The sequence below is a fragment of the Photobacterium gaetbulicola genome (genome assembly GCF_003025515.1).
GTDB classification, from domain to species: domain Bacteria; phylum Pseudomonadota; class Gammaproteobacteria; order Enterobacterales; family Vibrionaceae; genus Photobacterium; species Photobacterium gaetbulicola.
Map to the genome: position 1 here is coordinate 46,709 of NZ_PYME01000028.1, position 26,406 is coordinate 73,114.

General features: G+C 47.7%; 23 protein-coding genes. 14 read left to right on the top strand and 9 right to left on the bottom strand.

Going from position 1 to position 26,406, the window contains the following annotated elements:
* The first annotated feature begins 34 nt into the window (after positions 1 to 34).
* From C9J03_RS20870 to C9J03_RS27035, 7 genes are all read left to right on the top strand, one after another.
* On the top strand, positions 35 to 835 hold the full coding sequence (locus C9J03_RS20870; protein WP_044621601.1) for an oxamate carbamoyltransferase subunit AllH family protein: 801 nt from the start codon (positions 35 to 37) through the stop codon (positions 833 to 835).
* Positions 836 to 1,016: 181 nt separating this feature from the next.
* Complete coding sequence (gene allD / locus C9J03_RS20875) at positions 1,017 to 2,066, top strand: ureidoglycolate dehydrogenase (RefSeq protein ID WP_044621600.1); 1,050 nt, start codon at positions 1,017 to 1,019, stop codon at positions 2,064 to 2,066.
* Between the two features lie 98 nt (positions 2,067 to 2,164).
* Positions 2,165 to 3,391, top strand: a complete 1,227-nt coding sequence (allC, locus tag C9J03_RS20880; protein ID WP_044621599.1) for an allantoate deiminase — start codon at positions 2,165 to 2,167, stop codon at positions 3,389 to 3,391.
* A 15-nt stretch (positions 3,392 to 3,406) separates the two neighbouring features.
* Positions 3,407 to 4,660 carry an MFS transporter gene (locus tag C9J03_RS20885; RefSeq protein ID WP_044621598.1) on the top strand — a complete coding sequence of 418 codons (1,254 nt, stop codon included), beginning with the start codon at positions 3,407 to 3,409 and terminating at the stop codon, positions 4,658 to 4,660.
* Between the two features lie 311 nt (positions 4,661 to 4,971).
* Positions 4,972 to 6,435 carry an allantoin transporter gene (locus C9J03_RS20890; RefSeq protein WP_044621597.1) on the top strand — a complete coding sequence of 488 codons (1,464 nt, stop codon included), beginning with the start codon at positions 4,972 to 4,974 and terminating at the stop codon, positions 6,433 to 6,435.
* Between the two features lie 54 nt (positions 6,436 to 6,489).
* Positions 6,490 to 7,851 carry an allantoinase AllB gene (allB, locus tag C9J03_RS20895; RefSeq protein ID WP_044621596.1) on the top strand — a complete coding sequence of 454 codons (1,362 nt, stop codon included), beginning with the start codon at positions 6,490 to 6,492 and terminating at the stop codon, positions 7,849 to 7,851.
* A 177-nt stretch (positions 7,852 to 8,028) separates the two neighbouring features.
* Positions 8,029 to 8,154: an IS3 family transposase gene (locus C9J03_RS27035; RefSeq protein ID WP_420813020.1), complete on the top strand. Its 126-nt coding sequence runs from the start codon at positions 8,029 to 8,031 to the stop codon at positions 8,152 to 8,154.
* 74 nt (positions 8,155 to 8,228) lie between these two features.
* Here the strand turns inward: C9J03_RS27035 and C9J03_RS20905 are convergent, their stop codons facing one another.
* The 8 genes from C9J03_RS20905 to C9J03_RS20940 form a co-directional block, all read right to left on the bottom strand.
* Entirely contained in the window at positions 8,229 to 8,630 is a 402-nt protein-coding gene (locus C9J03_RS20905) for an H-NS family histone-like protein (protein WP_044621595.1), read from the bottom strand.
* Positions 8,631 to 8,974: 344 nt separating this feature from the next.
* Entirely contained in the window at positions 8,975 to 9,178 is a 204-nt protein-coding gene (locus C9J03_RS20910) for a hypothetical protein (protein WP_044621594.1), read from the bottom strand.
* Between the two features lie 14 nt (positions 9,179 to 9,192).
* On the bottom strand, positions 9,193 to 9,330 hold the full coding sequence (locus C9J03_RS26770) for a hypothetical protein (protein ID WP_162845586.1): 138 nt from the start codon (positions 9,328 to 9,330) through the stop codon (positions 9,193 to 9,195).
* A gap of 378 nt (positions 9,331 to 9,708) precedes the next feature.
* The gene (gene cspE / locus C9J03_RS20915) at positions 9,709 to 9,921 is read right to left on the bottom strand and encodes a transcription antiterminator/RNA stability regulator CspE (RefSeq protein ID WP_082060516.1); all 213 of its coding nucleotides are present in this window, start codon (positions 9,919 to 9,921) and stop codon (positions 9,709 to 9,711) included.
* 640 nt (positions 9,922 to 10,561) lie between these two features.
* Positions 10,562 to 11,827, bottom strand: coding sequence for a dicarboxylate/amino acid:cation symporter (locus tag C9J03_RS20920; protein ID WP_044621593.1), 1,266 nt, complete (start codon positions 11,825 to 11,827; stop codon positions 10,562 to 10,564).
* Between the two features lie 349 nt (positions 11,828 to 12,176).
* Entirely contained in the window at positions 12,177 to 13,148 is a 972-nt protein-coding gene (locus C9J03_RS20925; protein ID WP_044621592.1) for a LysR substrate-binding domain-containing protein, read from the bottom strand.
* Between the two features lie 996 nt (positions 13,149 to 14,144).
* A complete protein-coding gene (locus tag C9J03_RS20935; protein WP_044621591.1) occupies positions 14,145 to 17,033 on the bottom strand; it encodes an AMP-binding protein in 2,889 nt (962 codons plus the stop codon).
* A 166-nt stretch (positions 17,034 to 17,199) separates the two neighbouring features.
* Positions 17,200 to 18,099 (bottom strand): SDR family oxidoreductase, encoded by a 900-nt coding sequence (locus tag C9J03_RS20940; RefSeq protein WP_044621590.1) that lies wholly within the window; start codon positions 18,097 to 18,099, stop codon positions 17,200 to 17,202.
* A gap of 128 nt (positions 18,100 to 18,227) precedes the next feature.
* Between C9J03_RS20940 and C9J03_RS20945 the strand changes: the two genes are divergently transcribed.
* From C9J03_RS20945 to C9J03_RS20965, 5 genes are all read left to right on the top strand, one after another.
* Positions 18,228 to 19,124 carry a LysR family transcriptional regulator gene (locus C9J03_RS20945; RefSeq protein ID WP_044621589.1) on the top strand — a complete coding sequence of 299 codons (897 nt, stop codon included), beginning with the start codon at positions 18,228 to 18,230 and terminating at the stop codon, positions 19,122 to 19,124.
* A gap of 203 nt (positions 19,125 to 19,327) precedes the next feature.
* Entirely contained in the window at positions 19,328 to 20,752 is a 1,425-nt protein-coding gene (locus C9J03_RS20950; protein WP_082060515.1) for an esterase/lipase family protein, read from the top strand.
* A gap of 57 nt (positions 20,753 to 20,809) precedes the next feature.
* Positions 20,810 to 21,373 (top strand): hypothetical protein, encoded by a 564-nt coding sequence (locus C9J03_RS20955; RefSeq protein ID WP_044621588.1) that lies wholly within the window; start codon positions 20,810 to 20,812, stop codon positions 21,371 to 21,373.
* A gap of 169 nt (positions 21,374 to 21,542) precedes the next feature.
* Positions 21,543 to 23,123, top strand: coding sequence for a tetrathionate reductase family octaheme c-type cytochrome (locus C9J03_RS20960; RefSeq protein WP_044621587.1), 1,581 nt, complete (start codon positions 21,543 to 21,545; stop codon positions 23,121 to 23,123).
* Positions 23,124 to 23,126: 3 nt separating this feature from the next.
* The gene (locus tag C9J03_RS20965; protein WP_044621586.1) at positions 23,127 to 23,750 is read left to right on the top strand and encodes a cytochrome b/b6 domain-containing protein; all 624 of its coding nucleotides are present in this window, start codon (positions 23,127 to 23,129) and stop codon (positions 23,748 to 23,750) included.
* A 107-nt stretch (positions 23,751 to 23,857) separates the two neighbouring features.
* On the opposite strand, the gene C9J03_RS20970 is transcribed toward C9J03_RS20965, so the two are convergent.
* Positions 23,858 to 24,358, bottom strand: a complete 501-nt coding sequence (locus C9J03_RS20970) for a cytochrome P460 family protein (RefSeq protein WP_044621585.1) — start codon at positions 24,356 to 24,358, stop codon at positions 23,858 to 23,860.
* A gap of 320 nt (positions 24,359 to 24,678) precedes the next feature.
* Here C9J03_RS20970 and C9J03_RS20975 point away from each other — a divergent pair, with 320 nt between their 5' ends.
* Together C9J03_RS20975 and C9J03_RS20980 are read left to right on the top strand one after the other, a co-directional pair.
* Complete coding sequence (locus tag C9J03_RS20975; protein ID WP_044621584.1) at positions 24,679 to 25,518, top strand: AraC family transcriptional regulator; 840 nt, start codon at positions 24,679 to 24,681, stop codon at positions 25,516 to 25,518.
* A 48-nt stretch (positions 25,519 to 25,566) separates the two neighbouring features.
* The gene (locus C9J03_RS20980) at positions 25,567 to 26,202 is read left to right on the top strand and encodes a LysE family translocator (protein WP_044621583.1); all 636 of its coding nucleotides are present in this window, start codon (positions 25,567 to 25,569) and stop codon (positions 26,200 to 26,202) included.
* The last annotated feature ends 204 nt before the right edge of the window (positions 26,203 to 26,406 follow it).

Here is a 26,406-nt window from a genome sequence, read left to right on the forward strand (position 1 = left end):
ATGGGCTGCCTCGATTTTTCAGAGGGAGAATTGGATGGTACATGAAGCGCTAGCCTACAGTCTGTCGGCACCGTCGAGGCCAGGCTCGTTGCGTTTTGCCGGCGGTGGCAGCAAGGCGATTAATTTCCTGACCGAAGATCATAAGGTGCTGACACTCCATCGCAGCGATGCAGGAATGAGCCCCTCGGGGTGGGCCGTTTCACCGCAGATGTTCAGTCATCTGAGCCAGCTTGTACCGGACGCACGTACGATCCGCTTGGTAAGCAATGGCATGATTGTTAACCATTTTCACCTGCGCAAAGGGGAAAATGGCGTGTGGCTCAAAGCGCGGGATGTATCATCAATTTCCCTGGAACAACTTACCGATTATCTGAGTAAGCAAACAAAGGAAACCGGTTTATATGGCTCATTGTCGACTATTGCAAAGGCTGGGGACAAGAAGCCTTTTGAGTCGATACTGAGTCAAGTTTACCGGTGGTTCGATGGGCAACCACCATGCTGGGAGGGAGTTATTGGTGCCGGGCCGGGTTTAACACCCAGTCACGATGATATGCTGGTTGGCATGCTCGCCTGCGCTTATAGTTCCCCCAACCTCAGGGAAAAGGCCCATAGCCTGTTGCCTTCGACATTAGATTTAGATTATTGGACAACGTCAGTTAGTGCTGGATATTTAGAGCAAGCCAGAAATGGTTATTTTTCGATTTCCCTGTTAGACCTAATACATTCAAGCCCAGAAGATTTTAACTTTTACGCTTCGCGGCTGTTATGTCATGGCCACTATTCCGGTGCCGATACATTATTAGGTATGTGGCTGTTCTTAAATGTTAAAAAATAAAATTATAAACACTATATAAATCCTTTTAATGATAGTTTGAATATAAGAAGAAAATATCATGAAGTTAATTGAGGTGTTTATAGATCACAAAACAAAATATTTCTTTAGCTAGTATAGATTTATAGATAAATGACATAAACCTATTAGCCCGCGAAATAGTGAATTTATCATGGAGTAAATTATGAATCTTTCAAGTGTTCAGCTTCATCAGTTAATTAAAGCAAAAATTATGCAAGCCGGTTTATCTGATGAACATGCTGATACTGTTGCTGATGTCCTGGTGTTTGCGGATGAGCGCGGCGTTCATTCGCATGGTGCAGTTAGGGTTGAGTACTATTCGGAGCGTATCTCGAAAGGAGGTATTAACTCGGCCCCCCAATTTAGCTATGAAGAAACGGGCCCATGCAGTGCTGTGTTTGATGGTGACAATGGGGCAGGCCATGTTGTGGCAAAGCAGTCCATGGAAAAAGCCATTGAGATGGCACAGGCCAAAGGGGTGGCCGTGGTTGGGGTTAAGCGCATGAGCCATAGCGGCGCGCTGGGTTACTTTACCAAACTGGCGGCAGAGCGCGGCCTGGTGGCGATCTCCATGTGTCAATCAGACCCGATGGTCGTCCCGTTTGGTGGCAGCGAAGTGTATTACGGGACCAACCCCATCGCATTTTCTGCGCCGGGCCCAGAGGGCAAGACCATCAATTTCGATATGGCGACGACCGTACAGGCATGGGGCAAGATCCTTGATGCCCGATCCCGAAATCAGACTATACCTGATACTTGGGCCGTTGACGAAGCCGGGAACCCGACTTCCGACCCACATGCCGTTAGGGCTCTGTTGCCGATCGCCGGCCCCAAAGGCTATGGCTTGATGATGATGGTGGACATTTTATCCGGTGTCATGCTGGGACTGCCGTTTGGCCGCAGTGTCAGCTCGATGTATGAGGACTTAAGCGAAGGGCGTAATCTTGGTCAATTGCACATTGTGCTTAATCCGGAGTTCTTCACGACAAGAGATTACTTTATTGAATCTATTGCCCAAACCATGAAAGAGTTAGGCGAGATTCGACCAGCACCGGGTTTTAATAAAGTGCTTTATCCAGGTCAAAATAGCGATTTAATTGAAGCTAAGTCAAAAGAAAATGGAATAGAGATTGTGGATGATGTCTATGAGTATTTAATATCAGAGCACACATTCATCAACTCCTACGATCATAAATCTGCGTTTAATGGATAAGCAGAAATAATAAATATTATTAAAGCGAATTATTAAGGGCCTGTTTGCCAGCAGCCTGTCGTTAATACATATTTTGAAACAAAATAAGGAATGAAAAGATGGAGCTATTAAAAAGTAAGGTAGAAGAAACCTCGAAGAAAATTACCCAGTTTGGCTATGAAGAAGGGGCGGGTATGACGCGCCTGCTTTACACCAAAGAGTGGCTGTCAGCCCAAAACACCTTCTTGGAGCTATTTGAAAAAAGTGGCTTCCAGGCCTATTCCGATGACGTCGGTAATATCTATGGTCGCCTTGAGGGTACGGAGTATCCCGATCAGGTCATTATGTCGGGCTCGCATGTGGATACCGTGGTCAACGGCGGTAATCTCGACGGCCAGTTCGGTATCGAGGCCGCGTTCATTGCGATGCAATACCTTAAAGACAAACATGGCTCGCCCAAGCGTACCCTGGAAGTGGTCTCGCTGGCCGAAGAAGAGGGCAGCCGCTTTCCTTATGTGTTCTGGGGCAGCAAGAACATCGTCGGTATTGCGGATAATGACGCCGTTAAAGGCTTGACCGATAACAAGGGCGTCAACTTCGTCGATGCCATGAAACAATGCGGCTTCGACTTTGCCACTGAGCGGACGGTCAGGAAGGATATCAAGGCCTTTGTAGAGCTGCATATCGAGCAGGGCAAGGTGCTGGAAACGGAAGGCAAGCAGCTGGGGGTTGTGACCAGTATTGCCGGCCAGCGTCGCTACAACATTACCCTCAAAGGTGAAGCGAACCATGCCGGTACCACGCCGATGGGCTACCGTAAAGATACCGTTTACGCCTTCAGCAAGATCTGCTGCCAGTCCATAGATAAAGCCAAAGCAGAAGGGGATCCGCTGGTCCTGACCTTTGGCAAGGTGGTTCCGAAGCCGAATACGGTCAATGTTGTTCCTGGCGATATTTTGTTCACCATGGATTGCCGCCATACCGACAAGGAAAAGCTCATCGGCTTTAGCGATCAGATCATTGAAGACATGAAGCAGATCTGCGCGGAGATGGAGATTGAAATCGACGTAGACCTTTGGATGGACGAAGAGCCGATCCCAATGGATCCTGCCCTGGTTGATCTGATTGATTCTACCCTAGAAGCCAAAGGGGCCAACTACAAGCGTATGCACAGTGGCGCGGGACATGATGCCCAGATTTTTGCACCTCGCGTACCAACCGGAATGATCTTTATCCCAAGTATTGCGGGTATCAGCCACAACCCTGCAGAGCAAACCGATATCGATGATCTTACCGTGGGTGTTGAAGCACTTATCAACGTGCTTTATGAGCTGGCCTACAACTAATACACGGGAATGAAAATGGAAATTAAAAATCAGTCCGGTGTTGAGTACTGGAAAAAGCTTGTCGTTATTCTCTGTTTGGGCTGGGTTGCTATTTGGATTTATCGAACTGTCCTGACGCCCATTTATCCAGAGATTCAATCGGCTCTTGGTGATATTAGCGATACCCAGATAGGCCTTATTGCGACCTTTTATTTTGCTGCATACTGCGGTGGGCAGATCCCCGCCTCGATAGTGGTCGAAAAAATGGGGCAGAAACTGACACTGCTCTGCGGTTTCAGCCTATTCACCATAGGTACCCTTGTGATCGCCAATGCTGCGTCAATTAACATGGTGTATGCAGGTTCATTGCTGTCTGGGTTGGGTTGTGCGACGTTCTTCTGCTCCGCCTACTCACTGTCGGGCGAGCATGTGCCCCAGGAGCGCCGGGCTTTTGCCTCTGCAATCGTTAACAGTGGGTCGGCCGTGGGTATGGGGATCGGGCTTGTTGGCTCCAGTGTACTGGTAAAGAACATGGACATGGCGTGGAATAACGTGCTGTACATTTCAGCCGCGATCATTTTTGTCATGGTCATTGTGTTTGCCTTGGTGATTAAACCCAACCAGGCAGCCAAGCAGGCTACCGAAGCTAAAGCGGATACAAATACCGCGACAACAGCTGCAGAGCCACAAGGTACGTCACTGCTCAAGCCGGAACTGGTTGCGGTCTATTTCCTGTACTTCTGTACCTGCTATGGCTACTACATGATTGTGACCTGGCTTCCGAGCTACTTGCAGACGGAGCGTGGATTCGAAGGAGCCGCAATTGGTGGGGCATCGGCCCTGGTGGCAATGATTGCCGTACCCGGCGCACTGTTCTTCAGCTCCTTGGCCGACAAGTTCAAGGCCAAAGCGGTGAAGATGGTAGTGACACTAGAGATCGCGGGTGCCCTTATGCTGGCCTTCACGGTGCTGTCTCCCAATACCACGGCGTTGATGATCAGCCTTCTGGTCTATGGCTTCCTAGGCAAGATGGCACTGGATCCAATTTTGATCTCGTACGTCACTGAGCGTGCTCCGAAAGTGAGAATGGCCAGGGCTCTTGCGGTCTTCAACCTCGCCGGCATGTCGTCATCAATCATTGCACCGCCACTGACAGGGCTAATATCCGATCTGACAGGCTCTAAAGCGATTGGGTTCTATTTATCAGCAGGTTTGCTGGTGGCAGGAGCGGTATTCTTTGTGCTGATTAACCTCAGGGCGAGTAAAAAACCAGAAGTGCAAACTGCATAATCGAATTAAATGTTATATAAGCCAGCTAACGGTGTTAGCTGGCTTTTTTGGTTTATTAAACATGATTAACAGTTGGTTTTAGTAAACCATGAAATTTGTAGGAAAATATAAATAATAAATTTTAATAAACTTAATGGATTGTTTTTTAAGAAATAACTTTTCACTATAAAAAAGAATTGAACAATGCTCTGTTAATAAGCAAAAAAACAAAAACATTACCTTTTGTGTGGCTTTCTTCTGATACATACAGAATACGTCGCTGTATAGTTTTTGAACATGAAGATTTGATATAAATAACAGAGGGAAATACGATGAATGAAATAACCAAGGAGATTATCGACGAATATCGCTCTAGGGGATATAACGATGATTTATTACCCAAGCAAGCAAATAAAAGAACCTGGCGAGCACTGAATTACTTTACCCTTTGGCAGGGGTCGGTACACAACGTGCCGAATTACGTTGCGGTTGGTGGTTTCTTTATGCTCGGTTTGAGCACGTCAGGGATCATGGCTGCTATTTTGCTAAGCGGCATCGTTATCGCACTGGCGATGATCCTTAACGGTGCCCCGGGGTCTAAATATGGTGTTCCCTTTTCCATGCTACTTCGTGCCTCATACGGTGTTAAAGGTGCCCTTTTTCCCGGTATTTTGCGTGGTGGTATTGCCGCTATTATGTGGTTCGGCTTACAAAATTATGCTGGCTCCATCGCTTTGTTGATCATCATCGCTAAGATTTGGCCCGAGTTTTTGGCTATTGGTGGAGATTGGAGCTTCTTGGGGATTTCAGCGCCCGGGCTGATTGCTTTTTTGGTGTTCTGGGCCATCAATATGCTGATTGGCTTGGGAGGAGGGGCGATCCTTAACCGCTTCACCGCCATTCTCAACCCGTGCATCTACCTAGTCTTCGGCGGTATGGCAATTTGGGCGGTGTACCTGGTGGGCTTTGAAAGCATCCTCGCCTATGTACCAGCCAAGGTACAGCAGGTGGATGCCGGATTCTTCGAGTTTCTGATTGTCATTAATGCCATTGTTGCCGTATGGGCTGCGCCTGCCGTTAGTGCTTCGGACTTCACCCAGAATGCTCGCAGTTTCCGCGATCAGGCTACCGGCCAGCTCGGTGGTTTGATGCTTGCTTACTTGCTGTTCGCGGTGTCGAGTGTATGCGTGCTTGCCGGTGCCAGCATTCATTTTGAAACGGATACGTGGAATGTGTTGGATATCATTGCCAAGTGGGACAGCTTATTCCTAGTTATCTTTGCCGGTACAGTGGTACTGATGACCACGATATCGACTAATGCCACAGGTAATATCATCCCGGCCGGTTATCAGCTCGTGGCAGTCTTTCCCCGTCTCACCTACCGCCAAGGTGTCATTATTGCCGGGGTGATCAGCGTCATTATTTGCCCGTGGAAACTGATGGAAAACCAGGACAGTATTTTCCTGTTCCTGAATACGATTGGCGGTATTCTTGGTCCAGTGATTGGGGTAATGCTCGGCCACTACTTCATTATCATGAAGCAGAACATTAAATTGGACTCGCTTTATGTTTCTGAAGACAGTTTCAACTACTACAAAAATGGCATCAACCTCATTGCTTTTTATGCGACGATATTTGCCTGCATTCTTTCACTTGGCGGCCAATATATCTCTGTGTTGAGTGCTTTGAATAGTGTGTCTTGGTTTACCGGTGTTATTGCCGCTTTTGTGCTCTACGTTGTTTTGATGAAACTGGATGAGAAACGCAATCCAGAGCTTTACCTTTCGTTCCGATAATACATGAACATTTGTTAAAAAATTGAAATTTAACCAATAAAAATGGAGTGAAACATGTCTTACGATAGAATTATTAAAAACGGTACCGTCATTTTAGAACATGATGCGATTAAAACAGATGTGGCGATAAAAGACGGTGTCATTGCGGCAATAGGCAGGGATTTGGGGACTGCCAACGAGTATATTGATGCTGCTGGGTTGATTGTTTCGCCTGGTATGGTCGACGGCCATGTCCATATTACCGACCCAGGAGGTCCGCGTAGCGAGTGGGAGGGGTATGAAACCGCAACCAAAGCGGCGGCGAAAGGAGGCGTTACCACCTGTGTCGAAATGCCTCTGAACCAAGTGCCGGCGACGATTGACCGTGAAACACTGCATATCAAATACGAAGCCGGAAAGGGTAAACTGACGGTTGATGTTGCCTCGCTGGGGGGCTTGGTACCTCATAATATTGATCGCTTGCATGAGCTGGCAGAGGAAGGCGTGGTTGGCTATAAATGTTTTGTGTCAACATGCGGCAATCCCGATCCGGAGTCCGGGGATTTTTGTAACGTAAACAACTACGAGCTTTATGAAGGCATGACCGAGCTAGCACGCTTGGGCAAGATTTTGCTGATGCATGCTGAAAATGCCGAGATTTGCGATGGTTTGGGCAAAAAAGCAGTGGCAGAAGGGCGCCTTACCGCCAAGGATTACATCGCCTCCCGTCCGGTCTTCACGGAGGTCGAGGCGGTGCGCCGTGCACTTTACCTGGCAAAGGAAACCGGCTGTAAGCTCCACCTTTGCCACTTGAGCAGCCCAGAAGCGATTGAGGAAGTGACCAAAGCCCGTAACAGCGGTCAGGACGTGACCTGCGAGTCTTGCGGTCACTACTTCGCCATTGACGACAACCAGTTTGAAGAAATTGGTACCAAGGCCAAGTGTTCACCGCCGATCCGTGATAAGGACAACCAAGATCGCATGTGGGCTAAGCTGCTGAACGGCGAGATTGACTTTATTACCTCTGACCATTCGCCCTGTACGCCTGATCTCAAAGAAGGCGGGATTTTTGATGCTTGGGGCGGTATTTCTTCGTTACAGAACAGCGTCGATATCATGTTCGATGAAGCGGTACAAAAGCGCGGTATGGCACTGACCCAATTCGCCAAGCTGATGGCGACTAACCCAGCCGATCTCTTCGGTTTGGAGCAGAAAGGACGCATTGCTGTCGGTAAAGATGCTGACATTGTCATGATTAAACCGGATTCATCCTATGTATTGACTGCAGACGATCTGGAGTATCGCAATAAATTCAGTGCCTATGAGGGCAGGACTATTGGTGCCCAGGTGGCGAAGACGCTGCTGAGAGGCCAGGTTGTCTACGATATTGAGGCTGGGGTAATCAATCCGTTCCAGGGAGAGTTCGTCACGGTATAGTGAACAGGCGGTATCGATATGTAAACCTGGCCGTTGGCCTGTCTATTAAAAAATCCCCAGCTAAGCGCTGGGGATTTTTTTCAGCTCTGAACCACCAACTTCAACTGGGGATATTCGTTAGGCTCTGCCCAAATAGCAAAGACAGGGATGGCGAGGAAGAGAGGCTTAAAAACAGAGATGTACCACAATCGAAGCTTTGAAGATGCGAATGACTCGATAGGGCAAATTAAAGAATATATCGACTACTACAATACCAAACGCATTAAAGTGACACTAAAAGGCCTGACTCCGATAGAATATTGAAATCAGGCCTTGAAAATCTCTAAAAGAAATGTCCAACTTTACGGGGTCAGTTCATAATTGAGGCTTTGCACCAATTAAATCAGAAAATCATCGAGTGATTTTCCTTCATTTTCGATTGCTTCCCTAAGGGGAGCAGGCATGCGACCTTGGCCTGTCCAGGTGCGATCTTCACCATTAACGGTGAACTTATACTTAGCTGGGCGAGGTGTACGCTTAGATTTTTTTGGCGTGTCAGCTAGGGTTGCCAGTAACTCTTCTGGGTCGATACCATCTGCAATTAGCATTTGGCGGTATGCCTTCAGTTTTTCTTCTTTTTCTTTCTCTGCTTGTCGAGATTCTGCTTCAGCTTCTTTACGCTCAGCGACCACAGTTTGCAGCTTCTCAAGGGCTTCTTGAAGTTGTTCTAGCGTAAACTCTTCACGTGCAACCGCGCGCAAAGAACGTAAGTTTAATAATGTCTTAAAAACGTCGCTCATAATTATAACTTTATTAGAAGATAAAGTGTCACTTTACTCTAAATTAAGGGTTTAGACTACTCACAATTAATAAAAATTAATCTTGCACCGTTTTAGACGTTGCTGTGAAGAAAGCATAATACTGTATATTTACTCTTACATGAACTATGACTTCGTACTTTAGTGAGAATGCTCTTACAATTATAGTCAAACCGTCTCTGAAACATGCTATTCATATAGATATACTATGTAAATGCCTACTATCATTTCAACCTAATTTGAATATCATCGATATAAAGACATTAGAATTTTAGAACGAAGTTGCTCACTTTAGGGGCGTTAGGCTTAGCAAAAATCAATTACAGCTACTTCTGTGCATTGATGAAACGTTCGGCACTCGCGAAGAGGATATCACACTGTTTTTTCTTTTTCGCATACTCGGTAGTGCCTACTTCCAAGGAATCAAGAACTTCTTTTGCTCTCTGGTATTCCTCAACCATTTTTGTGAACTTTTCTTCGAAATCACTTTTTCGCATCTTTTTGCTGGCTTTTTTTACTGGTTTACGCATAATTTTATATTCCATTAAAGGTCTAATAATTTTTTCTGTTCACGCTCTAACAGAATGTCTTCAATTTTTCTTCTTACTTGATGAATGTTATTTGGCTTGTCATTTTTATTATTATCTTTATGCGACTTTTCACTAGGTACTTTCTTTTTCAAGGTTTTACTTCCCTTTTTGAGTGAATATGAAATGTTCCGAAACTCAACTCTTGTGAATCTTTAATTTCACCTGCGTTGATCGACTCACCAAATGAAAAGCTCATATCAAAGCTATTTGTCTTTACACTGAATAAGATATTGCGTTTATACATATCTATTTATCAAGTGTATGGTGGCAGGCTAAGTGGCTTCACCATAAGAAAGGTGACTATTTATTATGGGGAAGATCTTTTCCCGTTTGATATTGTTATGTTCGCGTACTGTATAGTACCAATATATTTTTCTATTGGTTCTTCGCTTCAAATTAATACCTACTAAACGTTGGGTAGAGAGATCTCGTTATAACTAGGCAATAAACGAAACCTCCCTGAATATCGATTAAGCTAAAGTAACGTTCGCAGCTTGTGGGCCTTTGCCACCCTGCTCTACATTAAAAGCTACTTTTTGGCCTTCAGCCAACGTTTTGAAACCATCTGTAGCGATAGCTCTGAAGTGAACAAAAACATCAGCACTACCATTATCTGGAGTGATAAAACCAAAACCTTTCGTTTCGTCAAACCACTTTACTGAACCTGTTGTCTTATTTGACATATATACCTCGATATATTGAATTAATTTAAATAGCTATTAAATCGAGAATGAAGAAAAAGGTATCACAGGATAAATATGACGAACTGAATCGAAAGTAAACTGAGAAAATCTTGAACTAAATATTTCATTAATAGCCCAAGCCAATTGAGCTCCAGCTACTATACACGTTGTATACATAATAGATAGTTATTTCTTTTTTATTTTTAATTTTAATTGAAAACAACAGCTTAGCCTATTCGCTGTTAAGTTATCTAAATCGCGTGGCTCAACCAATGCATCATTTTTTCTCCTCCAGGCTAATCAAAACTCGTCCATTAAGCTGTCAATTATATTTTTAGGACCGAGAACCCCAAAAGCAGAAGCGACTTCTGACAGTTGAGGCCTGATCTCCTATTGATTAGAAAAGTAGTTCAATTCTCATACAGTAAACTGTGTTGGTTATGTTGCTTGAAGCAAAGGCTAGCGAAAAGACCACTCTGAAATGCTATTGGATAGAAGGGATGATGAGGGCTCCCTTGAGAGCTTGTTGAAAGATAGATACGGACCAGCTGATAGTATTCAGAATTGCAAAAAATAAAAGAAGCCAGCAGGTATGTATCTGCTGGCTTTTGTGTCAAATGCCTTTAATGGCAAGCAAGCATTAAGCTTGGACGTACTCGGCTGTCTTCTTATCGTTGTAGACTTCCCGGTCAAACTCACCCAGTTTGTCGGACACAAGCATGGCTATCATCACATCCACCACATTGTTGAGCAGGGTTCTGAACATCCCTGAGAACCAGTCGATACCGATAAGGATCGCCACGCTTTCTAGCGGTAGGCCCATTGAGCTGGCAAGGAAGGTATAGACGATAATCATCCCGCCGGGCACGACAATGGTTCCCATGCACATCAGCACAGACAGCAGGATAGCCATCCCCATCTGGAAGGGCTCAAGCACAATACCGGTTGCTTGGCTCATGAAGAAAATCGCCAAGACGTAGCACATCACCGCACCGTTGGCATTCATTGACATCGTGATAGGGCCGGTGAAGTCGGCTACTTTTCGGCTGACGCCAAACTTGGTCACTGAATCTTCCATTTTGGTCGGCAGGCAAATTGCAGAAGAGGTCGTGGTCATCGACATAATCGACAATTTTGCAAACTTTTGTGGCATTTTAAATGGGTTCACTTTGGTCAGCATGGCGGTGAGAGGACCATACATTAGCAGCAGGATGATATCTCCGATTGCCAGTGCGCCGAGGAATTTCAGCATCGGGATAATGACTTTAAAGCCGATGGCCCCAGATACGTTAGCCAGCAGGCAGAAAATACCAATGGGTGCCAGTTTCATGACCATTTTGATGATGTTCATGATCACTGCATTAAAGCTGACGATAAACTCAGTGATCACCTTATTGCCGGTGGTTCGGGAATATGACCCCATCGCCAGTCCGAATATGACGGCAAACACAATGCAGGGTATCATCGCACCGCTCGCCATCGAATCAACGATATTGGTCGAGAAGAACCCCAATATGGTCTCTTTGATGGAAGCATCTGGCGTGGCAACGGCTGCTGCTGCGCCTTCGATGATAATCCCCTCGCCGGGTTTTATCGTGAGGGCAAGAAATAACCCGACAAAGGCAGAGACGATGGTCATCGAAATGATCCACTTGAATGTGTGCAGGCTCATCTTCCCTGCACCTTTGCCGTCAACGTTGCCGATTGCAGCCGATACTGCGGTCATCACCAGCAGGACAACCGACATCTGAATTAAGCGGATAAAGATATCACCGATGAATTTAATGTTCTCGGCCCATGGGCCGACTAGAGCCCCGAAAGCAATACCGGCTGCAGTTGCAATAAGTATTTGATTAGTTAATGATATTGATAATTTTGGTTTGGGTTCAGCCATACTAAGCGACATGTTCGTTCCCTCATTTCAGTTATATTCCTGATATTAAGGTCAGCAAAATGTTTTAGTTCACAAAGCGAGTGATAAACATTACAACTCTGCATTGACCTATTCTATATCGATTCATAATTTCATATTTATTGTGTTTCTGAACGAGATATAGAATAGGTGGAAATAAGGAAAAAAATATTGAAGGTGGTTAAATAAAGAACAGATGTTAAATTGTTTTGTGAAATAGCAACAGATAATTAGAAAAGTTTAAATACTCTATTGGAACTGTTTAGTGATAAATATTAAAAATTCACCTTTCAATAGTTAGGTATATCGAAAGATGAATTTATTAATAGTCTTAATGGCAATATTAATATTCCGGTAACTCAAATTGTTCGGAAATCTTGAGAATCTCATTATCAGAGCAATGGGCGATATCTTCCATCACCTCGCGGGTGAGGTGTGGGCAGAACAGCTCGATGAAATCCAACATGTATTTTTGCAAGAACAGGTTACGACTGTAGCACAGCCAGGCATCACACGCCGGGATAATATCATTGAGCGGGATGCTGACCAGATTCTCGTCCACCACGTCTTGGGCGGCCACTTGGGCAATGATACCGATACCGTAGCCGAGGTTGACGTATTTTTTGATAACCTCGACATCCATTACCGTCATGAAGTAATACGGGGTGATGCCTTTTGCACTGAAGGCTTTGTCCTGTGCCGAACGCCCGGTTGAACCTGGCTCGTAGCTAATCAGAGGGTAGGCGCCAATCTTCTCGATGGAGATATCACGGTCTTTGGCCAAGGGGTGATCTTTGGGCACGATCAGGCTCAGGTTCCACTTGTAGGCCGGTAGCACGATGATGTCTTTTTCCCTTTCGACATTTTGCGCGAGGATCGAGAAGTCTGATTGGCCACGCTTTAGGATATGGCCATATTTGTCGAGCTGCGATGTACCGATATGGAATTTGATTTTCGGATAGCGTTTGACGAAGCGCTCTACCGCTTCAGGGATCAGGTAGCGTGCAATGGTATTGGTGGTGTAGATGTTCAAAAAGCCTTCTTCGGGCTTGATGTGATCACGGACAATCGTCTTGATACGGCTTTCTTTTTCCAGCATGTCGATGGCTTCATCGATGATCTGCTTGCCGATGGGGGTGACTGCGCTGATGGACTTGCCCTTGCGCTCAAAGATTTTAACCCCCAACTCAGACTCTAGCAGTCTGATTTGCTTGCTGACCCCCGGCTGGGTAGTGAACAGGGAATTGGCAGCAACCGAGATATTCAGGTTGTTGTCTATCACCGCCTTAAGGTAACGCAGTTGCTGTAGTTTCATTGCACACTCATTATTTTCACAATATTTTCATACCCTTGATTGTGCCTCAAGAAACCTGCTTTTCATATAACAAGTGGTAATAATATATTCCAATACCTTTGAGTTATAGTGTGGGTGTTTATGGGTATGACTTTGTCCGTTAATGTGTTTACGCGGGATTTCCAGTGCCTTCAAGCTTGGCTGGCACTTGGAAATCCCGTTTGGTGGCAAAGTGAAAGGCGAGTTTATAGCTTGCCGGGTAAAGCAGAGCGGGCGGCATAGAAGGAGTTCGCTGCCACCTTCATCTTGAGCTCACCGTCAGTGAGCATGGAAATATCTGCCTTGCACTGCCATCTCTACTAGATAGAGACTAACTACGCGAGATCACCCAAGTTGCCTGGCAGTCATTACAACAGACTTCGGCATCGCTGATGCTTTTGTTGATGATCTGGGTGTTTTCTGAGTCGCATTCAGGGCAATGGGTTCGGGTTGGCGGGCAATTAATATCAACACAATGATTCTGGTTGTCCTTTGTCTTAACCATTGGTTGTTTACAATCTGGGCACAACATCAATAACACTCCTTATATCTTCCGCTGACTTCATGTCAGCTTTGCTGTTATGTACTTATATTTCCCCTTGAGTTGTGGCACAAAATTTGTGCCAACATGGTGGAAATAAAAGACATGCACTGTAATAACACCGTTGTGCTGGTGTGACCAGCTTGTCGGCTTAATTGTTGGTGATTTGTTGATCGGTATCATGAATAGGCAAAAACAGTGAATAATTTTGCGAACTATTTGCTTGTTTCGTAAATTAACTTGCGCCTATCTGTCACTATCGGGCTTTTTATCTGTTACCCTATTTTCAAGTGTATGAATTGTTTGAATTTATTGTCAATTGGTAGTGTAATATGCTGTCGCCATTACCTGCCGCGGTGGCATTGAGGCTGTGGCACTGTCTGGGCGTGGCATTCAGTGAGCGACCAAAAATGGCCGCTGCTCTTTCTCCTTTCGGGTTATTTCGTTGTCTCTCTGGCCAAATCAGGCTCCCCACTGTTTTCCAATATGACTTTCCTGGCCGAATTGCGCAGCGCCAACGTGGCTTGCCAATCATTCCCTTCAGGGTGGATCTGTGGGCTGATAATCACCTCAATATTCCCTTTGCGGGGAAAGAGCGAGCGATCCCGTAAAATGGATCGGGTGCCTTTGAGGGTGATGGGTTGGACTGGCAACTGCTTATCGATAGCGATTTGAAATGCGCCTAGATGGAAATCATGCAGGCCGGCCATGCGATATAAGGTGCCCTCGGGAAAAAGCGTCAGCGGCCTTGGGCTATCGGCAAAGCTGGTTAGCTGCTGGCTATCGGAAATGCTTTGTTGGGTATCGAAACGTTCAACAAAATGGGTACCTAATTTGCCGAGGAAAGTATGGGCAAAAAAGTTGTCTTTGAGCTCGGACTTGGCGACAAACTGGTGTTCTTTGCCGGTTGCAGCCAGTAGTACTAGGCCATCTAAGTAACTGGCATGGTTGGCGATAACCAGATACGGCCTGTCATCGTCGGGGAGATGCTCAAGGCCGTAGATGGTGAGCTTGGTGCCGGTAAGCTTGATCAACGCCCGTGAGCCCCAGCGGGCAACCGACCAACAGGCTGAGGTTGAAGGCAAAATAGCAACCAGAATCCAAACGGGGGGGGCCAACAGGGCCATGACTAGCCACATATAGCAGGCGAACCCCCAGTCTGTTGCCAGGCGCCTGAATCGTATCAATGCCGGCTTGGCGCTGGACAAGAATAAGCGGGTCGCTTGCCACCATACGGCGCGCTGGGGAGCATCGAGTTTGCTTTCCTCAAACAGCGTTTTGCATGCCGAACGGCGGATTTTCCCGCTGGATGTTTTGGGTACGGTATGCGGGGGGCAGAGTGCAACGACATCGGTGGGGATCCCGAGCAGGTTGAAAGACAGACTCTGTATCTCATCGCGTAATTTATGCTTTTCCTGCTCATCCTCAAGTTTGGTTTCGGCCAGCACAACCAACTGTTCAGTGCCTGTTTGCGGGTTAGCGCTGGCAAAGACGGCGACGCAGCCTTTGCGAATGCCGTTCAGCTGGCTAACGGCCGATTCAAGCTCCTGTGGATAGATGTTACGGCCCGCCTTGATGATGATGTCCTTGACCCGCCCGGTGAGGAACAGTTCGCCTTCCATGGTCAGGCCGCGATCACCGGTTCTCAGCCAGTCGCCGTGGTAGAGCTCGGTGGTTTTGTCTGGGGAGTGATAATAGCCCGATGTTGATGAGGGGCCTTTAAATTCCAATTCGCCTTCCTGGCGCTCGGGCAATTCCCTTCCCTGGCTATCGACGATGCGGATCTGGTGGCCGGGTAAGGGGTGGCCCAGCCCGATCAGGGGAATGCTGTGTTCGAGCCGCGCGTTGATATTGTCTTGTTGCCCAGGCTCAATGGGATCTGTTTCGATATTGACGGCTTTTCCGGAGTTCATCATGGTTTGCCGGTCGACCCATTCCACCCGGGGTTTGCGGGTACTTAGGGGGAAGGTCAATCCGACAGAGGATTCTGCCAGCCCATACACGGGGTTCATGGCTTCCGGGGCGAAACCATATTGTTGAAAGCGGCTGCTGAAAGCATCGATTGTTGTCGGACTGATGGGCTCGGCACCGTTCCAGCAATGCCTTACCGAAGAGAGATCGAGCCCTTCTAGATCGGCATCGGTGATTTTGTTGACACATAACTCATAGGCAAAGTTGGGGGCGGCGGTTAAGGTGCCCCGGTGGTGGTGAAGCGCCCACAGCCAGCGTTTGGGCTGGGTCAGGAAGTTAAGCGGCGACATAATCACCAGTGGGATCGCATGATAAAGACTACCAAACCAGGCCCCTATTAGGCCCATATCGTGGTAGACCGGTAACCAACTGACAAAGACATCGTCGGAAGTGGCGCCGACGGCTTTGCCCATGGCCCGGACATTGGCAAGCAAGTTGGCATGGGTAAGTTTTACCCCTTTGGGCACGCCGGTACTGCCAGATGTATATTGTAGGAAGGCTATCTCGTCGGGCTGGGCATGGCCTATCGGCTGGTGCTCGGAAGAGCAGGGCTCTACGCTGAGGGATTCGATCTCTTCTGTCGTGACAATATGCTCCAATGCCGGCACATGAAGTTTGAGCAGGGTCGATAGTCCTTTGGCTTGTTCAACGGTGATCAGCAATTTGGTCTCGGCATTTTGCAGTATCTTGCTGTGTCTGACCAAGTGGTCTTCAATTTGCGATGGTCTTGCTGGTGGGTAAATCGGCACCGGGATAGCCCGCGATAATAAAATGCCGTAGAAACAATAGAAATAGGCATTGCAGGTAGGCAGCATGATGGCCACCGTATCTCCGGGACCGATGCCGAGACTTTGCAACCGGTCGGCGATGACTATTGCTTGCTGGTAGAGGGTCCGGTAACTGATGGACTCGACATTGTCGGCATCTTGATACACATACAGGTGGGGGCGATCGCCATGCTGCTCGACGTGCCAGTGCAACAATTCTTGCAATGTTTCAACGTGATCGGGATAGATAGAGGCAGAAGGCAACTCAATTTTATCCGCCGAGGCCTTGATGGCCGCTGGGTGTTGCTCGGCATTGAAGATGGCATTGAGTAAGTCGCGCGGTGTTTCGATTTCGGCCAGTGTCTGTGTCGGTAGCGTGATGGTAAATTGCTGCTCGGTGCGTTGGATCAGCTCAGCACGGGCGAGGCTGTCGAGGCCGAGATCTTGGTCGAGCAGGCTATCAAGGGTGATGGTACCGCTATCGACATTGCCGGGATTGACTTCCTCTGCCAGCTCGGTAACCAGCTTGAGTAATGAATGGGCAGCCTGTTTGGGATCGGAATAGGGTGGTTTGGTTGGGTTTTCCATGGGCTACCCCTTTTGTTGTTATGATGGATAAAGTGTAGCCAAAATCAGCATTATTGCTGTTAAATGTATGAAAAGTGTGGGTATGTGCACATTAGGTCTCGATGTCCCTGCTTAACGGCAAAGCCCACTGATTCTGTCTCGGTGGGCTGGGCGAATACTCAATGAATTATGCGTTCTTCGCAATCTGGCTCAGCATGTTCCTGTTGGCTTCGAGCCAATGAGAAAAGCTCTGTGGCTGGCGGCCTGTCAGCATCTCGAACTCTTGGCTGGTACCATCGGAAAATGCGCCGCGGGCATGCTGGTCCATTGTTGTGACCATGGCGACAATACCTTCTGGCAAGCCAAACGATGCCAGCTGTGCTTCCAGCTCTTCATCAGACTGGTGGATCACCTGAATATCGAGCCCCAGAGCTTGATTGATCTTTGCCGCCATTTCGTCGGTGGTCAGAGACTCAGGGCCGTTGAGGGTGAACGTTTGTTTGCCCTCCAGTGCCTTCACAACCGAAGCGGCAGCGGCGTAGGCAAGATCAAGGCGGCTGAGTTGTGCGGACTTGCCTTCTTTGGCTGCCGTCAGCCAGGCTTGGGTTTGCAAGGTACTGGCGAAGAACTCGGCCAGGTTTTCGAAATACCAGTTGTTGCGCAGTATCGTCCAGTTGCTGATTTGGCTATCAGCAATCGCTTTTTCTGTTGCTTCATGCTCAAAGGCGAAGACGACCGGGGAGGTGTCAGCCGCTGGCATTGAGGTGTAGCTCAGGTGCTTGATGCCGACACGTTCTGCCGCAACCACGGCATTGCGGTGAAGTTCGCTACGTTGGCCGATTGCATCAATGCTGATCAGTAGCATGTTGTCTGCGCCGGTAAAGGCGGCTTCCAACGATGCTGGATCTGCGAAGTCAGCCTTGCGCACATCGACCCCCATTTCTGCCAGTCCGGCGAGGCTGGCTACCTCGCGCGATGTCGCAATTAGCTGGCTAGCCGGAATATTGAAATCATTCAAAAGGTATTCAATCACTTGTTTGCCGAGTTTGCCTGATGCGCCTGTGATAAGTAGTTTGCGGTCTGACATGGTGTTTCTCCTGATAGTATCTTCTTGGGCGTGTATTGCCGTTGGTTGTCACTATATCGTTTACTCTTTGATTGATAATCAGGGCAAAGGTAAACTTACTGTTTATCTATATTAAACAGTGGGGCGTAATGAATATCTCGCTAGACGATATGATGGTGTTTGCGGCGGTTGTCGAGCAGCAATCATTTACCAAAGCCGCAGACATTCTCGGCCTTGGCAAGGCGCGGGTCTCTCAGGTGGTGTCCAGACTGGAGTCAAACCTGAATACACGGTTGCTCCATCGGACAACCCGGTCCCTGTCGCTGACCGAAGCGGGCACGCTGTATTATCAAAAATGCAGAGAAATACAGGAGATAGCCTATTTGGCCAATGCCGAGGTCCAGCTCGACAACTCCGAGCCAAGCGGTTTGATACGGATTTCGACTCCAGTCGGCAGTCATGAGCTGGTTCGGTTACTGAGCGAGTTTTTGCAGCAATACCCGAAGATCAGCTTGGATATTATTGAAAGCGATGGCTATCAGGATCTCACGGAAGAGCGCTGCGATATCGCTATCCGGGCCTCTTCTGCCTTGGCGGACTCTAGCTTGTATGCGGTCAAGATAGGCGAGTTTACCGACATGCTGTGCGCGTCGAAGCGCTACCTCGAGCGCTTTGCGCCCGTGACAGGCATTGGCGATCTTGCCGGCATGAAGTGGTTAAGCCATGCCATTGTCCATGGCCGCAAGCATTTGGTCTTGCGCAACGGCCAAGGGCAGACGACCGTGCTCAATAAAGAACCCGCGCTGTCGGTACGCACTACTTCGATGCTCAGGGATTTTGTGCTGACCGGGGAAGGGTTCGCGGTGATGCCAAGCTTTGTGATTGAAAATGAGCTGAAATCAGGGCAAATCATCAGAATACTACCCGAGTTGCATGGTGTTACAGTGTCGCTTTATGCGGTCTATCAACACAAAACGTTAATGCCGCGCAAAGTCAGGGCGCTTATCGATTTTTTCAAACTACACCCCTTATCGTCGCCGTTATAAAGTGACCTAGTTCGCCATCGGACTTGCTTATCGAAATTGGCTGTTTTGTGATTGTCCTCAAGTCTATGCGCCTTGCTGTGGTCTAGTTTTTAAGCAATCGGTGTCTACTTTATAAGTCAGGCGCGAGGTAAGTATTGTCCTCGCCGCCTCATTGACATCTCGCATTAGAAGGGTCTCGATAACATACTCAGAGGGACAAACACATGATTGTTATATTTGTGCATGGATGGAGCGTTACGGATACCAATACCTATGGCCTCTTACCAGAAGCTATTGCGAAGCAAGCGAGCAACTATGGGCTTGATGTTGATATAAAACATGTTTGGCTGGGACGGTACATCAGTTTTGATGATACGGTGAATATGACCGATATCATACGTGCATTCGATCAGGCCCTACATGACTTGATCCCGGCTGGTGACGACATTGCTGCGTTTTCCTGTATTACTCATTCGACAGGCGGGCCTGTCGTGCGCGAATGGCTCGATCGCTACTATGGCAGTGACAATCTGGACCAGAGCCCGCTGCGCCATCTGATCATGTTGGCACCGGCTAACCATGGCTCACCATTGGCAGCACTCGGCAAGCAGAGAGTGGGTAGAATAAAAGCCTGGTTTGATGGTATCGAGCCGGGGCAGTTGATACTCGACTGGTTATCTTTGGGTAGCCAGCAGCAAATCGATTTGTCCCGCGCCTATCTTCACTACAAGCCTGTAGAGAGTGGCTTTTACCCTTTTGTTTTGACAGGGCAGTCCATTGATAAGAAGTTCTACGACTTTGTGAATAGTTATCTGGCTGAGTCAGGCTCCGACGGGGTGGTAAGGGTTGCTGGGGCCAATATGAACTTCAGTATGGTGAGGTTTGTTGAATCCGGAGCTGCAGATACGGTCGCCCATATGTCAGATGAACTCAATGTTAGTTTACTGAAACTGGTTGAGGGGGTGATGCGTCCAGAAACCGTCCCGCTGGGGGTGATCCCAAATGCCAGCCACTCGGGTAAGCAAAAGGGGATCATGCGCAGTGTCGTAAGCGCAACGTCGACAAAACCACAACTCGCTGAAATCCTGAAGTGTCTGCAAGTGGATTCTGAGGCCGACTATCAGATATGCCAGCAGGCGCTAGCGACACTGACTCAACAAACACAACAGCGCAGTCATCGGTATATGAATTTGGTTTTTATCGTTAATGATGACCAAGGTGAGCCTGTGACTGATTACGATCTGGTTTTGTTGGGCGGCCAAGACCGCGATCCGAACAAACTGTCCAAAGGCTTTTTCGTCGACCGCCAGAAAAATGCGGCCAGCCCCAACCATCTGGTCTACTACATAGACTACGACGTGATAAGCAAGAGCCAGCTTACGGGCTTTAGGGTTATTGCCAGGCCAAACCAAGGTTTCACTTATTATCACGCTGTCGAGTACCGTGTTGAAACTGCTGATATAGATGCGTTCTTAAAGCCAAATGAGACGGTATATCTTGAGGTGGTGCTTCACCGTCGTGTTGACCAAGCGGTTTTCCTTTTTGACGAGGCGAGTGCGCCGCAAATGCACAAGGAAGGTAAGCTTTTCAAAACGGAAACACGGCATGACTTCAAAGGGCAGAAACCGATGAATAAGCCGGTTAAGTGAACCGGTGTCGCTAGGTTTTATCAACTAAAACAGACTTAAGACAAATAGGCTTTAAGTATGAAAAGGATTTTGAATGTTGCGCTGTTTGTTATTGTTCAGGGCTGTGCCAGCGATCCGGTAACAACGACCCAAGAGGCAGCGCAATTGTGTGTCGGGAGTACCGTGATCGGTGCTGATCTGAGTGACAAATTCGAACTGGTACAAGATCCGGCATTGCTATCCCAGGCTCTCGGTGAAGCACTTGCGGGTAAGTTATGTCAGGGAGCGGTTTATCAAAGTACTCAGGAAGTGACGATTTATCGGGCCTGGAATAGTACCAACCCCCATAGCCAGTTTGGTCAATGGTGGTCATTTACCCGTCCTTCTGGTCAGGTATCGGAATATAGGAAAGACTATGAAATTTGCTATCAATGGTCGCCGCTCGACAAGCTGGCAGAATGCACGTTGAAGCCCGGAACAAAGGTTGTGGTTGGTAATGGCCAGAGCGCCAGGTGTTCGGAATATTTGAGCTATCCAGTTTCTGAGAAGCAGCAGGTCTATATTACCGATGCGTCTGATTCGGCAATGGATTGTCAGAGCTATGACGGCGTAATCAGTTGGGAGCATGACGTAGCCCAATAGATTAAGTCACGCAGTGGCAGTGGCCAAACAAAGAATGTGATCCAACCCATAAGCTGTATGTTTTTCGACCGTTTTTTTTGACATAGAACAAATCAGCTTGGGATTCATTTGGCATTCTCGCATTAGCGATCACTTAATTAAGTAACCGCTAATGTAAGGAGGCGCTAAAATGGCTAGGAAACCATTCTCGATACGGTGTCGGGCTGTTATTGGCTCGGCTATTTTGCTTCTGCCTCTCTGGGTAGCTGCCTCGACTGCCGACCACAGCGCGTTCGAACAACTTTACGGGCCCTTCGAACGTGCTGAGCAAGTCACCAAAGCCTGCCTCGATTGCCATACTGAAGCCGGCGAACAGTTACAGCAATCTACACACTGGACGTGGCAACATGGTCAGGAGAGTACCGGCACTGTTTATGGTAAGACAGAAGTGATCAATAACTTCTGTATATCGACAGCCTCCAACGAACCGAGGTGCACCAGTTGCCATGCCGGCTATGGCTGGAAGGATGATAGCTTTGACTTCACCAAGCAGGAGAGCATCGACTGTCTTGTCTGTCATGAGCAGTCTGGGCAGTATCGCAAATTTCCCACCGATGCCGGTCATCCTAACTACGTAGCGAAGGAGTGGCCCAAAGGCTCAGGCAAGATGTTGCCTGCGGTTGACTTAGCGATGGCCGCCCAAAGTGTCGCTACCCCGGAAATCGAAAACTGCGGCGCTTGCCACTTTTTCGGCGGGGGCGGTGACTCGGTCAAACATGGCGATATGGACTCAACCCTTTTTAGCGCCTCACCAGAGCTGGATGTTCACTTATCCGAACAGGGCGCTAACCTGAAATGCCAGGACTGCCATACCACCAGCAATCACCAAACCATGGGCTCGCGCTACGCCATGCAGGCGAAAGATACCTCCGGTATCGATATTCCCGGCCACAGCGATTTCAGCCGGGCAAGCTGCGAGTCTTGTCATGGCATGGAGCCGCATAAAGGCTCTCGCAATGCCATTCGCCTCAACCAGCATGTCGATAACATCGCTTGTCAAACCTGCCATATCCCCGAGTTTGCCCGTGAGAAAGCCACCAAAACGGTTTGGGACTGGTCCAGCGCGGGTGACAAAAGCCGACCTGTCACCAAGGACCAATGGGGCAACGTGACCTACACCCCGAAAAAAGGCGACTTTGTGTGGGAAATGAATGTGGTGCCCGAGTATGTATGCTTCAACGGCGAGATGGACTATACCGTTGTCGGTGAAAAAATCACGGCCAATGAGCAAGGCATTATTGCATTAACCACCCCGCAGGGGCGCTGTGGCGATGACGATTCGCGGATCTGGCCGTTCAAGGTAATGAGAGGTAAACAACCCTACGATAGCGAAAACCAAATTATGGTTACGCCATATCTCTTTGGTAAAGACAAAGCCGCATACTGGAAGAGCTATGACTGGGACGCATCAGCACAAGCAGGTATGAAGGCCAGTGGAGAAGTGTTCAGTGGCAAGCTTGAGTTTATCAATACTGAATACCACTTCCCGATTACCCATATGGTTGCCCCTGCTGAAAAAGCGCTGGAGTGCCAGGCATGCCATAGCCAGGATGGCCGGCTGTTCAAACTGGCGGGCTTCTATCTTCCCGGTCAGTCCGATCCGTTCAAGGGCAGCCATTACCTCTGGTGGCTGGTGGCGTTGACGCTCGGAGCCGTGTGTATTCACGCTATTTTGCGAGTGATCGTTCCCAACAGACAAGACAAGGAGTGAGTTATGCGTCAGATGATTTATAAACGTTTTGAGCGCTTCTGGCATTGGTCACAAAGCTTGTTGATGCTCGCTATGCTGATCACGGGTTTCGAAATCCACGGCACTTTTAGCTGGCTTGGGTTCGAACAGGCCTTGCAGTGGCATGAGGTTGGGGCCGTGGCCTTGATCATTCTTTGGGTGTTTGCCATTTTCTGGCATTTCACCACGGGGGAGTGGAAGCAATATATTCCGACCACCGAGCAGCTAGTGGCGGTGATCCGTTACTACAGTAAGGATATCTTCTTTGGCAAGCCTCACCCCTATAAAGCGACACCGGATCGCAAGCACAACCCCTTACAGCGATTTTCCTACCTGGGGTTCAAACTGCTGTTGGCCCCTGTAATTTGGCTAACCGGCTTAATGTTGCTGGCCTATCCATTCGGCCTGCAGGTGCTCTCTCTGCCAACGCTGTCGGCCCTGCACCTGCTGTCGGCTTTTCTTATCCTGATCTTTTTTATCGTGCATGTGTACATGACCACCACAGGCGCTACGCCGTTGAGCCACATGAAAACCATGATCACCGGTTACGAAGAGCAGCAAGACCAAGCAGGGGAGGAGATAGCCCAACCAGCGAAAAAGACGGTTTAATCGTTTGATAAGCCTAGGTTTTCAGTGCCCATAATTTATGAATCCACCACGGCTGGCACGTTTTCCCCCAACGCGTGCCAGCTAACTCAGAGACGCCCATGCCTTGGTTATTTGATCTCCGGGAAGAATGCCGGTTCTGTAAATACCCAGTTGCGATCTTTGACCGGGGTATGACAGGCGATACAGGCTTGCGGCCCTTCATTAAAGGGAGTTTGTGACTGACCAAGCCAACGCCCCCAACCCCAACCGTATGTCTCCGCATATTTCTTCGAGTCTCTGAACATAAATTCGGCATGGACAAACTCCCCCGGAGCCGTAGCCGCTGGCCAGTGCTCCAGCGTCGTACTTTTCCAAACCACTTTTCCTAATATCGCCCCGTCCGGCCAGGGATTGGTCTTTCCCTCTCGCGCTGCGGCGACCGCAATAGGATTGCCGAGGATTGCTCGGACTGTATTGTTATCGGTACGATGGGAAACCGCTATTGTTGCCCACTCCTGCCATCCGACAGGATATGCAATACTGTTTGACGGCTCTGGTGTATCCGCATGGGCAACAGCGGGCAGAACAATCATCGCGAGTGAGGCAAGAAATGAATCTCTGAGCGTCATACTTTTCTCTCTTTATGCTTGTTTGAGCGATAGCCAGTGTCACGGGAGCGGTTCCCGCATATATTGGCGGCTTTTTCAAAAATATAGCCTGCTGGGCAAAATACAACGTGCCGATTGGGTGGCTCTATACCTAAGGCCCCTAATCTAAGCTGATCCTTGGTGTAAACCATTTTGCAATGTCGGCCATATTTCGGTGCACTTTTGCCGCTATGCGTATCTCGCTCGAATAAAAGCCTGCTCCTAAGAACTAAAGTTTGACTTACTTTTGGTAATCTGGAAGCCTTTTTAGGCTCAGAGCTTACGACATGGAGTTTATTGCAATGACACGTACCGCACGGCACATTCGTCAGAGTTATTGGACGAGTAAGCACACGCCATACTTAACGATTCGTTCGACACGTGACAGTACACAAAGTTATAAAAGTCACTATCACTCCGAGTTGTCCATTGGAATAATGGAATCAGGGGTAACATGCTTGTCTTTGCCAGAGAAACATATTGCCCTCAACAAAGGTGATATCGTCCTTATTGAGCCGAACATGGTTCACTCTTGCAATCCCGTTGATGGTAAGCCCCGCAGTTATCACATGCTGTATATAGATAACGATTGGTGTTGTGAGGTGCTATCAATGCTCTTCGGCCATGAGGTCACAATGTTCACAATTGACCAAAGCTCATTGCAAGACACATTAAGTACTACCGGCCTAGGGGAAATTATTTCGGCATTGTTGGTGGAAGAATCGTCCGAGCTTATTTCAAAAGTAGAATATGCTCTGTTCGACATATTAAGTCTATGTTGCTCTCCGAGAAAGGAACTGGTGGAAGGGGATAAATTGGCTGTTAGGGTTAAAAATCTCCTTTTACGAGATATTGCCTGTTCGCCACCGCTTGAAACTCTTGCTCTCGAACTAGGACATACTAAAGAAACAGTAATTCGGCAGTTCAAAAGCCACTTTGGTATCACACCAAAGTCATTTCTAAATAACCACCGCGTTGAGAAAGCTAAGATTTTATTGCGAGGGGGGATGCCGATTGTTGATGTTGCGATTGAAGTTGGTTTCTCAGATCAAAGTCAGCTACATCGGGCTTTCGTTAACTACACTGCCTCTACACCAAGGCAGTACCAAAAGATAAAGTCAATTTTCGACAATATTTCTTAAAGGGGAAAATTCATAGTCGGCAGATGCGTTTACTATGGAGATCCTAATATGTCGCTCTCAACACTTTTCCCCGTAGCCTTTCCTGCCTTGGCTTTAGCACATTTTGTTGCACTGTTGAGTCCAGGACAAGACTTTTTCTTGATTGTTGCTCACTCCATTCGACACAAATTAAAAGGCAGCCGTTTTATTTGTCTTGGAGTCGCATTAGGCAATGCAATCTATATCGGCGTGGCCATCTTCGGTTGGACAAGTATAAGAGATAACAAAGTGGTTTTTTCGTCAGTAGAGATACTGGGAGCACTTTATCTCTTGTGGCTGGGAATAGCCTTACTGAGGAGTACAAGACGTGATGCACAATTACATGCCGATCATCAGAAAATACCATCTGCTATAAAGCAACTGATGTTGGGTTTGAACTCTGCACTGCTCAATCCCAAGAATGCCTTGTTCTATATGAGCCTGATGACCGTTATTCTCGGTAATGATGTCACATTAACTCAACAGGTATCATCTGGGGTATGGATGTTTCTCGCTGTCCTGCTCTGGGATTTATTTATTGCATCAGTAATAGGCCTGCCTCGTGTACAGGAGCGCCTCAGTAGTTATATTCATGTTGTGGAAAAAGCGGCTGGAATAGTTTTGATGTTCTTTGGCATTACCTTGTTTTTTGGCTATTTACGTTAGAGTTGCCCCATTATCTTTTAGTTAAAATACTCAGTAACACAGTTTTATTATATTTGACTTACTTTTCTTATTGTGAATGTAAATTCTTACCATTCTCCAATGGTAACAAAATGATAAGTTGTGATGCTAAATGTGTTAATTCCATGCGTCACTTTCTTGTTTTGATAGTATGCGCCGATTCTTTTACAGCACAGATTACAAGCG

Coding starts and splice junctions, on each gene's coding strand:
- C9J03_RS20870 (WP_044621601.1), top strand. CDS start 35: ATGGTACATGAAGCGCTAGCCTACAGTCTGTCGGCACCGTCGAGGCCA.
- allD (WP_044621600.1), top strand. CDS start 1,017: ATGAATCTTTCAAGTGTTCAGCTTCATCAGTTAATTAAAGCAAAAATT.
- allC (WP_044621599.1), top strand. CDS start 2,165: ATGGAGCTATTAAAAAGTAAGGTAGAAGAAACCTCGAAGAAAATTACC.
- C9J03_RS20885 (WP_044621598.1), top strand. CDS start 3,407: ATGGAAATTAAAAATCAGTCCGGTGTTGAGTACTGGAAAAAGCTTGTC.
- C9J03_RS20890 (WP_044621597.1), top strand. CDS start 4,972: ATGAATGAAATAACCAAGGAGATTATCGACGAATATCGCTCTAGGGGA.
- allB (WP_044621596.1), top strand. CDS start 6,490: ATGTCTTACGATAGAATTATTAAAAACGGTACCGTCATTTTAGAACAT.
- C9J03_RS27035 (WP_420813020.1), top strand. CDS start 8,029: ATGTACCACAATCGAAGCTTTGAAGATGCGAATGACTCGATAGGGCAA.
- C9J03_RS20905 (WP_044621595.1), bottom strand. CDS start 8,630: ATGAGCGACGTTTTTAAGACATTATTAAACTTACGTTCTTTGCGCGCG.
- C9J03_RS20910 (WP_044621594.1), bottom strand. CDS start 9,178: ATGCGTAAACCAGTAAAAAAAGCCAGCAAAAAGATGCGAAAAAGTGAT.
- cspE (WP_082060516.1), bottom strand. CDS start 9,921: ATGTCAAATAAGACAACAGGTTCAGTAAAGTGGTTTGACGAAACGAAA.
- C9J03_RS20920 (WP_044621593.1), bottom strand. CDS start 11,827: ATGTCGCTTAGTATGGCTGAACCCAAACCAAAATTATCAATATCATTA.
- C9J03_RS20925 (WP_044621592.1), bottom strand. CDS start 13,148: ATGAAACTACAGCAACTGCGTTACCTTAAGGCGGTGATAGACAACAAC.
- C9J03_RS20935 (WP_044621591.1), bottom strand. CDS start 17,033: ATGGAAAACCCAACCAAACCACCCTATTCCGATCCCAAACAGGCTGCC.
- C9J03_RS20940 (WP_044621590.1), bottom strand. CDS start 18,099: ATGTCAGACCGCAAACTACTTATCACAGGCGCATCAGGCAAACTCGGC.
- C9J03_RS20945 (WP_044621589.1), top strand. CDS start 18,228: ATGAATATCTCGCTAGACGATATGATGGTGTTTGCGGCGGTTGTCGAG.
- C9J03_RS20950 (WP_082060515.1), top strand. CDS start 19,328: ATGATTGTTATATTTGTGCATGGATGGAGCGTTACGGATACCAATACC.
- C9J03_RS20955 (WP_044621588.1), top strand. CDS start 20,810: ATGAAAAGGATTTTGAATGTTGCGCTGTTTGTTATTGTTCAGGGCTGT.
- C9J03_RS20960 (WP_044621587.1), top strand. CDS start 21,543: ATGGCTAGGAAACCATTCTCGATACGGTGTCGGGCTGTTATTGGCTCG.
- C9J03_RS20965 (WP_044621586.1), top strand. CDS start 23,127: ATGCGTCAGATGATTTATAAACGTTTTGAGCGCTTCTGGCATTGGTCA.
- C9J03_RS20970 (WP_044621585.1), bottom strand. CDS start 24,358: ATGACGCTCAGAGATTCATTTCTTGCCTCACTCGCGATGATTGTTCTG.
- C9J03_RS20975 (WP_044621584.1), top strand. CDS start 24,679: ATGACACGTACCGCACGGCACATTCGTCAGAGTTATTGGACGAGTAAG.
- C9J03_RS20980 (WP_044621583.1), top strand. CDS start 25,567: ATGTCGCTCTCAACACTTTTCCCCGTAGCCTTTCCTGCCTTGGCTTTA.